Below are 15,216 nucleotides of genomic sequence, written 5' to 3'. Positions count from 1 at the left end.
TGCTTCCTTCAAGAGTTATTAGACAAAAGTTATTAGAAGCATTGGTCATAGTTATACCAATTCACCTTTTTGAATAAAAACTCCCCTTGGTGAATGGTAATAGAGTCCTTCGGATTAACCTCATTGTACAGCGTACCATAGAAAGTACCCCTAATTCCTTTATGAGAGAACTCTGGTAAATCAATAAACTCTTTCACCTCTACCCAGAAGGCAGGTTTATCGGTTTTGTTCGTATAATGCTTGACCGTCTCCCCGGGTCTGTTCACCCTGAAGCTTGCGTGCGAGAAGAAATCTTTTGTATAAGCGTCTGTGATCGCGTAAACCCCTATTGTCTTGAGATTGCTAATCTGAATTCGTAAGTATTCCTCACGCCTGCTCTCTCCTGCTATATCATTTTTGGCCTCAATAGTGAAAATAGGCCTGCTTCCTTCGTTCGTAGTGATCCTAGACCAGGCGCCATGGAATTTTTGCATGCATTTATCCTCCCCTACCTGGCTGGGTTGCCACCGTTGGCTGTTCAATTGCATACTAAAGGAAGTGACAGGCGTAGGTTTAGGTTCTGGCTCGGGCGCGTCTTTCTGGCAACTACCCAGCCCTAAACCCAAAAAAATCATTGTAGTGAAGGCTAACTTGGTGTTCATAACAGTATTTCTTCCTTTATTTAATTTTATATAGAACTTGGACTTTCAAGTGGATGGGTTATCTCAACACATGCATGGCCAGCACTTTTTGCACCTCGTAGACATCTACGGCCTTGTTGAATTTCTTCCGGATGCTGGGCTCTACTTCACTGGAAACCCAGATCTTGAGCTCGGCGTCCAGTTCAAAGGTACCGGCTGTTTCCACGCTGAACCTGGAGATGCTTTTGTAGGAGATGGAAAGGTATTCCACCTTATTCCCGGTCAGGCCCTGCACTTCTATGAGGATCAATCTTTTAGACGTAAAGATGAAGGTATCCCTGATGAGCTTAAATCCCAGCTCAATCATCTCACCCTCGGCCAGCAGTTTGCCATAATCCTTGATCAATGTCTCCTGGCTTACCGCTCCGGCATTCCCTAGTATTGCTGAAAAAAGACCCATGTTTCTATAGTTTTAAGTGAACGGATAAGAGGCCATGGTGGAAGCCAGATGACTACGCCTACCCAGATATATTAAATTTACCAGATACTAGTCTGTATGCAAGTAAAGTATTTAATTAATTCAGCTATAACTATTTAGAGCCAATCTGGTATTTAGAGCCAATCTGGAAGGTGTCTATATCTAATGGCTGGTTTTAGGAGAATCGGTTCGGGTTTCCTACTTATCCTGGGTTGTACAGGAAGCATTTGGGTTTAACAGGCTCCTTGCTCTCCCGATAGAATGTCATCAGCCTGAAGCAGCCTAGTTTCACTTTCAAAATCCTAGTTCTCCACCTCACGGATCAAGCATCATCATATTCTCAACGATGACGCTCATCTTTGACGGGCTAGTGTTGAGCTTGATCCAGTGGTGGTTTTTGTCTGGGTGGTGGAAGGAAGGATATTTCCAGGAGACGTTCCCGCCCGGGTCGGATCTCAGCTGTCCGTTGGTCTCGGACGTAAACCTCCCGCCCCATAGGCCCCGCACGGCAATCAGCACGCCCATTTGGTCCCAGCTCGGCCGGAAATCGGGGCCATGGTAACGGTTCTTAGCAATTTCATAGGCCTTGCGCACAGGATTGGCGTTGGATTTGGTGGCCAGGAGGCGATTTCCTGTCTTGATCTTATCCCCCACTTGGTTGGGCACAAACCAAGCCTCCCCCGGCCAATGGTTGATGACCCGTTGGGTGCTGGAGGCCGCCAGTTTGTAGTTAAAGGAAGTTCCGGAAGAGCCGTCTTCGTCTATCCACCCCCCTGCGGCGACCAGCCTCTTCACTTTCCGTCGGATCAGATCCATGCCTTCGGAGGAAGCCATCAGGTTATCAAGGTTGCGGAGCGGACCGATGGTTGCGATCACGACACTATTATCCGGCTGTCGGGATAAGATTTGCTCATAGAGGGTCGTGGCATTGGGCGCGTTGACGAGATCTTGGGGGTAATTGGCGGAAATTTGACTGTACCAGCCGCCGGTGGGGAGAAGGGTATTATCCCTCAGAATCCCGATGGGGATATTCGGGAGTCCGAAATACGTATTGATTGCATCAGTGGCCGGGGCGCTGTACGGGTAAGACACCGTAACCATCATGGCCAGCACATTGACCTCGCCGGACCGAATCAGGCTGTGCAAAACGGCCAGAGCCCCCGCATCGTCTGAGTCGTTGAAGATATCCAAGTCCAGGATCAGGTTCACTTTGCTCGTAGATGGCGTCTGAGCAGGAGGAGGAGGATCTTTGCTTACTTTTTTGAATTCGAAGTAATCTACATCAAAATATTGAGACTTCGTCTGGAACCGCAGCAGATGCCGACCTGCGCTAAGTTTCACGCGCTTGACGGCGGTGAGAGAGTAGCTTTGGTAGCTTCCCCGGTTGGGAACCTTGATATTCCCCATCCGGTTGACACCGTCAATGAGCATCTGGAAGCTCTTGCCGGAACCGGTGGTTGCTACGGATGCCGTGAAATCATACTCACCGGCCGCCGCGACATTGACCGTGTATTCCAGCCACTCGCCTTTCCGGATGGCACTGATGTGATGGCCCGTGGTGTGGACGTTTCGGGCTATGTCCACGTCCTCGCCCGTGCGATAAGCTTGGTCGCGGTTTTTTGGGGTTGTATCGTAGTAGGCGACATTCATGCCGCCGCGGTCGAAGTTCTCGCCTTCCACGCGGGTTGGAAGCTCAAGTGGTGCCCCTAAATAAGGCCTCTGCTGCCCCACAGCGGTGAATGGATCAATATCAAGCGCCAAGATGCTCAACGAAAGAAGTGCCCTGAGTTTTGCCATAGTTCCTATGAAGATGAGCCGTTAAGTGGTAAAAATTAACGTGTGCCGGAACAGTCTGAAACCTGATTTTATTTACTCCTCGCTGGTGAGGAGCATTCCGTATTTCCTAAGTACTCTTTCTGGCTACCGGCGCCCACGTTCCACTGTATGGCTGCAAGTAAGCCTATATCTTTAGAGTTTTAGTACGAGGCTGGTAAAGTACCAGATATATTAATATTTTCAGTCACTGGCCTATATGCAATAAAAGTGTTTAATTTATTCAGCTCTAACTATTTAGAGTTATTCCGGAAGGTGTATACAATCAATGACTATAGTTATGAAAATAGGGTTACTTTTTCTCCTTTTCCTGGGTTGTACAGGAAGCGTTTGGGCCCAGCAGGGCGCTTCCATCTCCTTTGAAAAAGTCATCAGCCTGAAGCAAGTAGGTGCTCCCCTTATTTCGCCTGATGGGAAAACCGTGGTGTACAGTGTCACCAGCACCGATTGGACGAATAATACCTATGATACGGAGCTTTGGCTGTCAAGGGACGGCGCCGCTCCCCTGCCCCTTACCCGCACCGCCAAAGGCAGCAGCACCTCGGCACGCATTACCCCAGACAGCAAGTTCGTGAGCTTTCTAACCGACCGGGGTGAGAAAAATCAGCTGTACATCATTCCGGTCACCGGTGGGGAGGCGCTGCAGGTCACCAAAGACGAGGATGGCGTGGGAAGTTATGAATGGAGCCCTACTGGTAACCGGCTAGCCTATACCAAAGCCGAGGTAGAAAGCAAAAAGGAGAAAACTACGAAGGAGCGCTACGGAGCCTTCGCCATTGAAGGCGAAGAATTTAAGCAAAGCCATCTCTGGTTACTCAACTTCCACTATGACTCCGTGGCCCTGGCCGGGCAAGTGCCCTGCTACCCTGTTAAGAAAGACTCGCTCCAGGCAAGCACCACATCGGTTGTTCCTTCACAAGATTGCTATAAACTGCCCGTAGCCCGCAAGATTACCTCCGGTGATTTCCACGTCACCAGCTTTGCCTGGAACCCAGACGGCAGAACCATCGCTTTCAACAAGCAACCCAATCCGCTAATCACCAGTAGCCTGCGGTCAGACATTGCTCTCGTCAACGCAGACACCAAAGAAGTCAAAACCCTAATCTCCAACCCTACCGGAGATTTTTTCAGTAAGTGGAGCCCAGACGGAAAGGCTTTTGTGTACAGCAGTTCCCTGGATGATTCCACCACTTATTTCTTCAAGAACAACCGCCTGTTCATCTATGACACCCCAACCGGCAAAAGCCAGGAGGTAGCGCAAGCCATTGATGAAAACAAATCTGTGATGGAGTGGAATAAGAACGGCATTTACGTCAATGCTTTGGAAAAAACAAGGCAGAAGGTATTTGAGGTAAACCCTAAAACCGGTAAAAGCAAAGCCTTACCGCTGGCGCTGGATCTGGTCAACTATGTGGCCTTCAGCAAAAACACCGATCTGGTGGCGGTAAGCGGCAGGAACCACGCCGACCTGGGGGAAATCTACACCGGCAAGTTGAACAAGCCCCTGAAAAAACTCACGAACAACACCGGGCAGATCAAGGGCTGGAACACGCCCCTGAACGAGGTCATTACCTGGCAAAGTACCGATGGCGCTTCTATTGACGGCGTGCTGCTGAAACCGCGCAACTATGACGCCAACAAGAAATACCCCTTGCTCATTGTCATTCATGGGGGCCCAACGGGCATTGACCTGCCAGATCCTACCCCTTCTTACGTGTACCCCATGCTGCAATGGGTGGAGAAAGGCGCCCTGGTGTTGCGGGTGAATTACCGGGGCAGCGCTGGCTATGGCGAGAAGTTTCGGTCGCTTAACGTACGCAACCTGGGCGTGGGCGATATGTGGGATGTGATGAGCGGCGTAGACTACCTGGATAAGAAAGGAATGATTGACACTACGCGCATGGGTTCCATGGGCTGGAGCCAGGGTGGTTATATCTCAGCGTTTCTCACCACCAACACCAACCGGTTCAAAGCCATCTCGGTAGGCGCCGGTATCTCCAACTGGATCACCTATTACGTCAACACCGACATCACGCCGTTTACCCGCCAATACCTGCAAGCCACCCCCTGGAGCGATATGGATATTTACCTCAAGACTTCTCCCATGACCAACATTAACAAAGCCAGCACCCCTACCTTGATCCAGCACGGCGAATTTGACAAAAGGGTGCCCATTCCAAACGCTTATGAGCTCTACCGTGGTTTACAGGACCGGGGTATTCCTTCCAGACTGATTGTCTACAAAGGCTTCGGGCACGGCATCAATAAACCAAAAGAGCGTTTAGCGGCTACCTGGCACAACTGGCAATGGTTTAACCACTACCTATTTGGAGAAAAAGAACCAGCCTTACCAGTAGAATAGTAATTACCTCCTTTGGCTTTAAACATGGGACCAATAATGATCACATTGGTTCCACTAGCGCAAGCAGTAACCTTCAGGCTACAATCAGAGGTATTCAAAGGCTTGCTAATATTTGAAGAACAATATAAGTGAATAGTGCTCGCCTATGATGAGCGCAAGACTTAAAAGCAGATACCTATACATTAATTGGTGTATAGGTATTTGCTTTCATTTTTAACAACTAAGCTATAATTGAGATAGTTGATGTTAGCGGGTGAAGTTTTCTTATTCTGAAATAATTACATTAACTTTCCTAAGCCTCACTTTGAACACAAAGCATTTTAAGCCCGGATTTTTCAAAAGTGCCCTCATCCTTTTTCCACTACTAATTATTCCTTATCTATTTGGAAAGAGAGTTTAAGGCTTCAGCAGTTGAAGAAACAAAATTGACTTGCTTGCCCTTATTGCTTTCAAGAATAAAATCTTTCAAGCTTTTACCTTTAAACTTAGAGAAATCTCCAACTATGGCTAAAGGCATTTGGTACTGTGTAAACTTTTGTAGGATTTCACCTGCTATTCTGCTTTTTAAGTCAAAAAACGCAGGCGTAATATTCTTTTCGTGAATGATGATCTTATCAAATTCCTGATAAGCTAAATTTCCAAGTAGATCCAGCCCATCTTCAGTGGTTTTCAAAACAACCTCATCTGTAATAACTTCGGCAATTTTTATATTTTTTACATCGTGCGTAATAATCTCCATTTCCGGTTTGGTTTAGTAAAGCAGAATTGTCCCTTCGTATGCCTGCAACGTTTTTCATAAGCACTGGCATTAGAGTAGAGCCTGGCTTTTAAAATTGATGAAGGTTTTGGTAGTATTGAATTTGTAGTTCTTTAAAGGGAAGCATTGTTCCTGATTGGGCGTTTCTCACCTGTATCAACTATAATAATATTCTACTTTGATCTATATTATTGTAATCTAGTTTAACAAAACCGTATTCGGGGCTGAAATATGACTTACGTTTAGTCTTTTAACATTGGTTGACTGCCGGTTAAACTGTATTACTTTCAAAATTTGTTTTTTGAAGGCTTCTTACCGATGTTGGTCAAATAAAATGGTGTTTCCATCTGGATCAGTTACCATAAAACTTGCGGGTCCGGAAGTCTCTTCATCTGCCTCGCCCAGTAGTTGAATTCCTCCATTTTTTAAGTGGCGCTGAATTTCTCTAACATCGTCGAAACTTTCTGTATTAGTGGCATTTTCATCCCAACCTGGATTGAACGTTAAAATATTGCCTTCAAACATACCTTGGAAGAGACCAATAAGGGATTTGTCATTCTTCATAATAAGGTAATTATGAGTAAGACTGCCCGCAAAAACGGTGAACCCTAATTTTTCATAAAATTGCTTTGAGGTCTCCAGGCTTTTGACATTGAGACTAATAGAAAAGGCGCCTAATTTCATATTTATTTCTTTTTATAGTAATGCTTACTGGTAATGATTTAGGATATGAGCGTTTCACTGCGCCATAGGTTCGTATGGTACAGGTACTTTTATTTTTTATTCATTAGTTCTGCATTTGTTATCCAGGCTACTAGGTAAGGGTTTACAGAGGATTTCTTTTTAAACACCACTAAAAAGGGTTTGTCAAAAATGATCCTTTTAGATTTTGGCAAGTCTGCTATCTCTCCAGTTACAAGTCCGATTTCTGCCTCACTTTGCACTTCTGCTCCTTTATGATCAAGAACTAAGGCAATTTGCTGATTTACTTCTTGGACAGTAAACTCTTTACCATTTATCGCCACCTTACTACCTACCAATGTATTATAATTCTTCTCTAAATTAAAATTTAAGATTGGGATACTCAATGTGTCTTGCTCAGAAAAGTAATATCTCCAATAATCCTTCTCTGCCGATCGTGATTTAGAGAATGTTTTAATGCTTTGATTTAATTTACGCAACAACTTCTCAAAGGAACCAGATGTTTTTGAAGGTAAATAAAGAAGTACTTCTTGATCTTCTGCCTTAGGTTTCAATCTAATGGCAAATTCCTTTTCACTGCAGTAAAACAAGACTTCAACCTGGGAAGCAAGTTCAGGGCTACTTCCATTGAATCCGAAGGACTCTACAAGGTTAGCACCAAACCTCAGATTCTTGTTATTCCTTTCAAAATGAAAGATAAATGGTAATGACTTAGAGAACTCAGATTTAGCACTTATCAAATCATCTTCAATGGCGACTTGGTTATTAATCTCATTTTCAGAAAGGGAGTTTCTGAATAAGGTTGATTCATTGATAAAAATTAACTGTTCAGTTGCTTTTCTAATTTCTATATTACTGCTCGATTCCTCCCTTATTTCGTTCCAGGCAAAAAGTAAAGTAGAGCAGTATATTTGATTTTTACCTTTGTCAATGGCTTGTTCTAGAGTTGGAACAAAAGAAGTATTCTTCAATTGGCTGATATCAAGCACTTCTGAGTAATCCCTTTCATAAACACACCCTGAAAGAAGTAAAGCAATTGAAACAATTCGTATATAAAAATTCATTTAAGGTTATCTACTGGAAAGGTACTTTTATAGAAGGTGGGCACTTGCATTAGACGCTGGATGGCTAATGCACTTTTTAGATACAGGTACCATCGACCTTTAACTGAACTAAAGGACGGCAAGGCTGTTGGCCGAACCGGGCGTTTACACGTTGTTGCCAGAAGTTATTTTTCTAATTCTCTACCGAACCCCATTTTTAAATAGGTTTTTTCTATTTCATTTACTGGTCGCTTCTTATATTCAGAAAAGATAGCATATACTTCTTCTAGAGATTTTACGCCAGCATCATAGTTTGCTTTGCCCCATTTATAAATCGCCAATCCTATTTTGGTATCGTAGATCCCTGGTTTTACCTGTATTCCGTCGTATTCGTGTCCCTTGATTGATGTGAAGTAGTCGAGTTTGCCTCCTGCTTCAGTCTCCTTAAGAATGAATGTTTTTAAATCGGACTGGGAAAGATTAGAATTTAATGTTTCACTACTTTGTTGGGCTACTTTTTGAGTACAGCTTGTTAAGACTTGTAAAAGAATAAATAAAGCAATGAAAGCTCTTGACATGATTTATTGTTTTATTAATTATAGAACTGTGTTATAACCTTTTCAAAATTTGCACGTCTGCCGTTTCTTATACTGCCAGATAAAGGGCTAGTACTCCAATAGTGAAAAGACCAACTGCTGAAGCAATCTTTAGTTTTTTGCTTTTCTCTTTAATGAGGTAGTAAACACCTGCCCCAATCAACGCTCCAGCACCACCAAAAAGGGCAGCATAAAGAAATTCCTTGTTATCCTCTGGTGCTATTACATTGGCAAGATTGTATCCTAGAATTATTGGTATTATTACAAATACTGCTCGCCAATTCTGTTCTTCTTTATTCATTTTTATTTGTGCTAACGGTCCGCGGCTAAAAAGCGTTTTAATGCTTTTTAGCTGGTGTTGTGTAGCGTTTATTTTAATTTTACTCTATTGATTGTAGCACTTTTAAGATTCGGAAACTCTAGGACAAAAGTATAATCTGTTAATTTTCCGCAGGTATCAATAAAAATGCTTTCTAAAGAATTGGAGTATTTTTCCAGTCCTCTTAAACTTTTTAGATTTCTTGACCTTTCAATTGAAATTTTATTTAAACCTCTTAAACCATTCATCGTGGTTAAATCTTCAATATTAGTCCAATAGAGTCCAACCTCTTTAGCCGCGTTTGGAAAATTAAAATTTATAAATGACTTTTCTTTTGGCTTATGGTTCCACAGATTGAATAATTCTAGATTTTTACAGGTTTGTAAGTTCCTGTCTTTTGAATTCCATTCAAGTACTAAAGTTTTTAAACTAGCAAAATGGAAAAAATCTAGCATTGGCCTTTTTCCCATCACGCCGAAATATTCTGGATTTTCTAGAGTGTATAATCCTGAAACATCAGAAACATTAATATCCCAAAACCAAATGCGTTTCGCCTCCTTAAAGTCCTTTATAAAACCAAAGTCCTCATTCTTGAACCCAAAATTAGGATGACCAAATATTCCATTAAAGTTTTCCTGTTTATATTTTTGAATACAGATATCAAGCTTTTCAGTTACTATTCCTATTGATTTATAACCGTCTTGATCTTCTTTATCAATATAAACTTCTTCCTCTGGTACAATTAACATTTCTAGATTTTATTAAATGCTACACAACTATTGTGTATAAGGAGCAGTTCCGGTTATTAAAACATTGGGTATAGTCGCTTTCCCTTCCAAACACCCATTTACAGAACTCCTTTACCGAAGGGCCGTCCCTTATATTTACTTGCCAATATAGCCAATGCAAAAAGATTTTCAAGCGGACACAGGATACCGTCAAACCTATGGGAAGTAAAAGGGAATGGGATTTTAGTGACTTGCTGCTTTTTTAAACCTACAGTCTTAATCTGCAGCATTTACTTCAGGTTCCAATTAAAGTCATTCGCACCAAGTGCTTAAATTCCCTTCAATATTTAATTCTATAATTTGTTATATAAGCTTTCCAACGGGGAGTGTTAGAGGCAGATCAAGGCCTTACAAGGAAGCCTTGCTTTTCTTGGGCTCTGCTTTCTTCGCCTCTATTTTCTTGGTTTCGGTTTTCTTGGATTCAGCCTTCTTTATTTCTGGCTTTTTCGCTTCCGTTGGCTTTTCCTGATCGGCGGATTTCTCTTCTTCGCCAATGAGTTCAATGGCTTTCGCCAGCAACTCGTCTTTTTTGCCGAGCACGCCCATAAGGGTAGGACGCACCTGCTCATCCAGGCGCACCCCCAGGCGTTGGGTAACGTTGTTGTTGGGGTAATAGATGCCGTTGCCAGAGAGCGCCACCAGGTACTTGCCGGGCAACATGATCCGCTTCACATCGCCGTCGGCGCCGGCGGTTTGCTCGCCCAAGGTAATGCTGTTGGGGAACAGGCGTTGCAGGCTCATGGTGTGCCACTCACTAATGCTTTGGGTGGTACCGTTCACCAGAATCACCACTTTGCCGTTATACTCTTCCTCATTAGGCGTGATGTCCGTAGGATAATAGACTTCGGGCTGGGTGAGCAGACGGTAAGAACCTACCTGGTAAGGGTTCAACTGAAAATAACGGGCGAAGTAGTGGTTCTTCTTCCCGAATTTCTTGTAGGCGTAATGGAAAACGAAATCGCTGTTATCTGGCTCGCCGCGCATGTCAAAAATGATGCCTTTGGCCTTCATGGCGCGGGTGAACAGGGAGTCCATCAGGCGGTAATCCTCCTCAGAAGTCTCGTCTTTGATAAGCCGGAAAGTATCGTCTATTTTGAAGTGCACAATGCCTTTGGCCGCGTACGCCAGGCCTTTGCTTTTCTTGGCCGGCACTGCCTGCGTCTTTTTAAAGTACGCGTCAATGAGTTTGGCTTTGGCAGCGACCGAGGGATCCATCAGCCGAAGCGTGGTGGTAAGCTGTTCCTCGCCACGGGTGAGCTGTACTTTCATGGTAGCATCCTCTGAGCGGAACAGCAGGTTATCGCCCCACTCGCCTACCCGCGCCCACAGACTGGATTCATTGGACACCGACAGCAGCGCATCCAACGCCCCCACCCACTCGGCCACCGAAACACTGTCCAGACCTTCTATCACATCGCCGCGGCGGATGTTGGAGCGTTTGCAGAGGGCCTCGTCAATGATGGCGGTGACCACAATCTTCTTCTCGGCCACCTGGTAGTCAAAGGGTGGGTAGTAGTGGTTCTTGAAGAGTTTCTCGCGGTGGTTCAATTGCCTGAAGAATGAATAGGCCTGGGTATCATCCAGGCGCGCGTTCACGCCTAACAACAGCCGCTCGTACTCCTCACGGGAATCACATTGGGCAAACTGCGGAAGGTACTGGCCTATGACAGCATCCCAACTCTCGTCCATGAGGTGCTTGTAAGGGAACAGGTAGTCTACAAAGGCCTTGAATTTGGCCAGAGCCAGCATGCGGAGCGGATACGGCAGGTTCTCCTTGGGCTCTAAGGCATATTCCGGCTCGTGGGGCATGGTGCCGCCGTATGGGTTGTTGCGGATGTAGGTGTAGTAGTGTTTCTCCCCGGTATAGCGCCGCTCAAAGATCTGGTTGAGCATTTTGCGGTTATCAGAGGAAAGGAATTTTGATTTGGTGCGCCAGGTATCGTCCAGGTTCTTGAGCAGGAAAGCGCCTTTGGGATTGTCTTTCTGCGGACTTGATTTGTCGCCGGCCGGCACACCCACTTCCTTCAGGAGTTGTTTGAATACGGCGTTCACCTGCTTTTCTGTTTTAGCCGAGTCTACCTTGGGCAGGTTGGCCAGAAACAAAGAATCGGCATTTAGCTGCCCCATGGCCGAGGTCGGATGGTAGTACTTGAGGTGCCCCCAAATCCGGAAGAAGTACAACTGCTTATCGGTGTCCAGGTTGTCTTTCTCCTGGGCCCAAGCCTTTCCTTGGCTTTGAAGGCCAACGCCTATAATCCACAGGAGCATCAGGAGCTTAAACCTAAAGCGGGGTTCTATATAGACAAGGGGTGGTGTTCTGTAGCTGTTTCTCATAATAAACGTCTTTTCCTGCCTGGCTACTAAGGAAACAAGGGTGATTTGCCGTCCATTCCAAAAGCGCTTGTGCAAAAGGCGCCGCTCCTTTTTGTGGCTTGTAGAAAGATCAAAATCCGTTTTACGCCTGTTTTGGAGAAACAAACCCAAAACGGACTATTACCTGTTAAACGGTGTAAGGTTGGGCTTATTTTGCTATTCCACAATGAGTACGCCGCGCCCGGCCAAGGAATCGGCAAAATGGAGGTCATCCAGGTTGTTGAACTCCAGAGTCTTTCGGCGGTTATCGTTTAAAAAAAGGGTGATCATGGGCACTTCATCAGAGCCGCGCAGCTTTTTCTGGGCCTTCACAATCTGCTTGAGGTCAATCTCATCCCGCCCAGAGTCTTTGATGCCGCGGGTGTAGCCCACGTAAAGCCAGAACACCACTATGCCAGCCGTGATGCCGGCAAAAAGCAACTGGTAGAGTTGGTGGGTGAGCAGGTAGGTTTTATAGTGCTTCTGGGCCTGCAGAGAGAAAAACACCGTCCAGCACAGGGAGGCTACCAGGTGCAATACTTTCACATACTTGGCTTGCTCACCATTGATGAAGATGCGGTCCCCCTCTATTCGTAAACTTCCTCTTTTTAACTGAAACGTGTTCATCTGATCAAACTAAGCCCTCGCTACCACGAACATACCACAACAGATTCAAAAACGAAAACCCGTGGGCTCTTGCTATACGAAAATCCAAAGCCGAGGCTAAGGCGGCTTGCCGTTTTCCGGCGGAATTCCCAAAAACGGGCCTGAAACAGGACCCACCTAGGCTTGTGCCTTTACAGAAAGATGAACACTCCTTTTCCTGAGCCGTTACAGTGTAAATACTGCTTCAGGACATGCAACACTACTTACCCCTTGAGAAATACGGCCTGATTGGGAATCTCCACACCGTGGCGCTGGTCTCCAAATACGGCTCCCTGGATTACCTCCCTTTCCCCCGGTTCGATGCCCCTACCCTTTTCGCCCGCTTGCTGGACCACAAGAAAGGCGGGTTTTGGGCTATCCAGCCTGACGCCAAGGAGTTTAGAAGCAGGCAGCAGTACATCCCAGACACCGCCATTCTGCAGACCCGGTTCTTTACCCAGAACGGGATGGCCGAGCTGCTTGATTTCATGCCGATCAAAGACCAGGAAAACAGCGGGGTCATTGTGCGCATGGTGAAAGTGGTGAAAGGAGAGATGACCTTCCGGATGGATTTTAAACCGGAATTTGACTATGCCCGGGCTCCGCACGTGGTCAACCGGCAGGGAAACCAAACCTTCCTCATCCAAAGCGAAGGCAAAGACAAGACCCAAATCAGGTTTTCGGCCAGCAAACCTTGCACGGTAGTCAAAGGCGATCTTAAAGGCACCTGGACCCTGGCTAAAAACGAGACCATCTGTTTTGTGTTGGAAGGGCCAACCGCCCAGGAAAAAGGGCTCCCGCAGGACCTGATGACGTACTTTGACGATACCCTGAAGCAAACTTTCCGGTTCTGGCATAATTGGGTGGCGAAGTCTACTTACCAGGGCTATTGGCAGGAGATGGTCATGCGGTCGGCTATCACGCTCAAACTGCTCACCTCCTGCACCTACGGCTCCACCGTGGCGGCCGCTACCTTCAGCCTGCCCGAGGCCATTGGCGGCGTGCGCAACTGGGATTACCGCTTCACCTGGATCAGGGACGCCGCCTTCACCATTTACGCGTTTCTGCGCCTGGGTTACATGGACGAAGCCCGGAAATTCTGCCTCTGGGTCATGGACCGCTGCAAAGACATGCCCCAACCCTCTGACCTGCAACTGATGTACGCCGTGGACGGCTCCACAGATGTGCACGAATCCACGCTGGATCATTTGGAGGGTTATTTCCAGTCGGGACCAGTGCGCATCGGGAACAAAGCCTCCCAGCAGTTCCAGTTGGACATCTATGGCGAGCTCATTGACACCATCTACCTCTACAACAAGTATGGTGGCCCCATCACCTACTCTTTCTGGAAAGCCCTTTGCTCCCTGGTTGATTTCGTGGCCGACAACTGGCGCCGGCCCGACCACGGCATCTGGGAAGTGCGCAGCGAAAAGCAGGATTTCACCTATTCTAAGATCATGGCCTGGGTAGCCCTGGACCGTGGCATACGAATTGCGCAGAGCCGGTCCTTCCCTGCCCCTCTGGAGAAGTGGATCAAGGAACGCGACACGGTGTACGAAGAAGTCTATGAGAAACACTGGAGCGAGGAAAAGCAGGCTTTTGTGCAGTACAGGGGCGCCACCACCCTGGATGCCGCCGTGCTCCTGATGCCTCTGGTGCGCATGATCAGCCCCGTAGATCCCAAATGGCTGTCTACCCTCAAAGCCATTGAGGAAGAACTTATGGCCGGGTCCCTGGTGTACCGCTACAACCTCACCGACGGCGCCCAGGATGGATTATCTGGTGATGAAGGCACCTTCAGTATGTGCTCTTTTTGGTACGCCGAGAATCTTTCCAAGGCCGGTCAGCACCACAAAGCCCGCCTTCAGTTTGAGACCATGCTGGGCTATGCCAACCACCTGGGCCTCTACTCTGAGCAGATAGGCAAACAAGGCGAGCAGCTGGGTAATTTCCCCCAAGCCTTCACTCACCTGGCCCTCATCAGCGCCGCTTACCAACTCAACCGCCAACTCAACGGAGAAAAGAAAAACGGGTACCGCGATCTATTTATCTAGGTCAGATTTCGTTTTAAAGCGGATTTCAAGAAAACAGGCTTAAAACTGTAAGTTTGAATACTATGAAGTTTTTAATTCAAAAGACCTTTCTTGCTTCGGCTAACGGACTTTAGATCTCATAACAATCGCTAATATTCTGGTGTACCTAGGACGGGTATACCGCTGCAACCAGATGGGATAAATGTTTAACAAGACATTCAGCACCAATAGCCATTTTGCTTCTAGTAAAGAATCGCAAACCAAAAGCATAGTACAGAAAACGATAACAGCAATAACTAAATGGCCCAGTTCAGAAATGCGGGTATTCCGTTCACGCGCTTTCAGGACCGCCAAATCCTTCCTTATGGGATAGGCTTTGTTGTTTAGTTTTTCCCAGCCAATCCTTTCCAGTAAACCTCGGTAGAAACGTATTCCCAAATATTCGTAGATTTTTCCGCCTCGCTCAAATTTCTTGGCTTTAAAGTAATTGAAATCCAATTTTGGGGCAAACAGGTTAACTACCAGCGTGTACCATGCCATTAGCATAAAATTGAGCACCCAACTGAACACAAAACTATCAGCCCCAAAGCTATTGGCAAGGAAATAACACGTTCCCCCGGTAACCAAGGTAGCTCCTAAAGCAATGCTCCAGTTCAGAAGTGCCTTTTTCATGTAGTGGTCTTTAAAC

At 46.1% G+C, this 15,216-nt stretch carries 14 protein-coding genes; 2 read left to right on the top strand and 12 right to left on the bottom strand.

The window, feature by feature from the left end; all coding sequences use genetic code 11:
* Window positions 1-32: 32 nt before the first annotated feature.
* From FOA19_RS10940 to FOA19_RS10930, 3 genes are all read right to left on the bottom strand, one after another.
* Window positions 33-641, bottom strand: a complete 609-nt coding sequence (locus FOA19_RS10940) for a DUF5025 domain-containing protein (RefSeq protein WP_149090865.1) — start codon at window positions 639-641, stop codon at window positions 33-35.
* A gap of 58 nt (window positions 642-699) precedes the next feature.
* Window positions 700-1,080, bottom strand: coding sequence for a PH domain-containing protein (locus tag FOA19_RS10935; protein WP_149090864.1), 381 nt, complete (start codon window positions 1,078-1,080; stop codon window positions 700-702).
* 333 nt (window positions 1,081-1,413) lie between these two features.
* Window positions 1,414-2,748, bottom strand: coding sequence for a carbohydrate-binding protein (locus FOA19_RS10930; protein ID WP_223808944.1), 1,335 nt, complete (start codon window positions 2,746-2,748; stop codon window positions 1,414-1,416).
* Window positions 2,749-3,211: 463 nt separating this feature from the next.
* Between FOA19_RS10930 and FOA19_RS10925 the strand changes: the two genes are divergently transcribed.
* Window positions 3,212-5,293, top strand: a complete 2,082-nt coding sequence (locus FOA19_RS10925) for a S9 family peptidase (protein WP_223808848.1) — start codon at window positions 3,212-3,214, stop codon at window positions 5,291-5,293.
* Window positions 5,294-5,672: 379 nt separating this feature from the next.
* Here the strand turns inward: FOA19_RS10925 and FOA19_RS10920 are convergent, their stop codons facing one another.
* From FOA19_RS10920 to FOA19_RS10885, 8 genes are all read right to left on the bottom strand, one after another.
* Window positions 5,673-6,032 (bottom strand): DUF4180 domain-containing protein, encoded by a 360-nt coding sequence (locus tag FOA19_RS10920; RefSeq protein WP_149090861.1) that lies wholly within the window; start codon window positions 6,030-6,032, stop codon window positions 5,673-5,675.
* 330 nt (window positions 6,033-6,362) lie between these two features.
* Window positions 6,363-6,734, bottom strand: coding sequence for a VOC family protein (locus tag FOA19_RS10915; protein WP_149090860.1), 372 nt, complete (start codon window positions 6,732-6,734; stop codon window positions 6,363-6,365).
* 89 nt (window positions 6,735-6,823) lie between these two features.
* On the bottom strand, window positions 6,824-7,816 hold the full coding sequence (locus tag FOA19_RS10910; protein ID WP_149090859.1) for a hypothetical protein: 993 nt from the start codon (window positions 7,814-7,816) through the stop codon (window positions 6,824-6,826).
* A gap of 164 nt (window positions 7,817-7,980) precedes the next feature.
* Window positions 7,981-8,373 (bottom strand): hypothetical protein, encoded by a 393-nt coding sequence (locus FOA19_RS10905; protein WP_149090858.1) that lies wholly within the window; start codon window positions 8,371-8,373, stop codon window positions 7,981-7,983.
* A 67-nt stretch (window positions 8,374-8,440) separates the two neighbouring features.
* On the bottom strand, window positions 8,441-8,692 hold the full coding sequence (locus tag FOA19_RS10900) for a hypothetical protein (RefSeq protein ID WP_149090857.1): 252 nt from the start codon (window positions 8,690-8,692) through the stop codon (window positions 8,441-8,443).
* 68 nt (window positions 8,693-8,760) lie between these two features.
* On the bottom strand, window positions 8,761-9,459 hold the full coding sequence (locus FOA19_RS10895; protein ID WP_149090856.1) for a hypothetical protein: 699 nt from the start codon (window positions 9,457-9,459) through the stop codon (window positions 8,761-8,763).
* A 387-nt stretch (window positions 9,460-9,846) separates the two neighbouring features.
* A complete protein-coding gene (locus tag FOA19_RS10890) occupies window positions 9,847-11,832 on the bottom strand; it encodes a S41 family peptidase (protein ID WP_149090855.1) in 1,986 nt (661 codons plus the stop codon).
* Window positions 11,833-12,027: 195 nt separating this feature from the next.
* Window positions 12,028-12,477, bottom strand: coding sequence for a hypothetical protein (locus tag FOA19_RS10885; RefSeq protein ID WP_149090854.1), 450 nt, complete (start codon window positions 12,475-12,477; stop codon window positions 12,028-12,030).
* 230 nt (window positions 12,478-12,707) lie between these two features.
* Here FOA19_RS10885 and FOA19_RS10880 point away from each other — a divergent pair, with 230 nt between their 5' ends.
* A complete protein-coding gene (locus FOA19_RS10880) occupies window positions 12,708-14,549 on the top strand; it encodes a glycoside hydrolase family 15 protein (protein ID WP_149090853.1) in 1,842 nt (613 codons plus the stop codon).
* Window positions 14,550-14,648: 99 nt separating this feature from the next.
* Here FOA19_RS10880 and FOA19_RS10875 read toward each other — a convergent pair whose 3' ends face one another.
* The gene (locus FOA19_RS10875; protein WP_149090852.1) at window positions 14,649-15,200 is read right to left on the bottom strand and encodes a glycosyl-4,4'-diaponeurosporenoate acyltransferase CrtO family protein; all 552 of its coding nucleotides are present in this window, start codon (window positions 15,198-15,200) and stop codon (window positions 14,649-14,651) included.
* Between the last annotated feature and the right edge of the window lie 16 nt (window positions 15,201-15,216).

It is taken from the genome of Rufibacter hautae (assembly GCF_008271695.1).
Classification (GTDB): Bacteria; Bacteroidota; Bacteroidia; order Cytophagales; family Hymenobacteraceae; genus Nibribacter; species Nibribacter hautae.
This window is presented reverse-complemented; position numbering and strand designations above follow the sequence as displayed.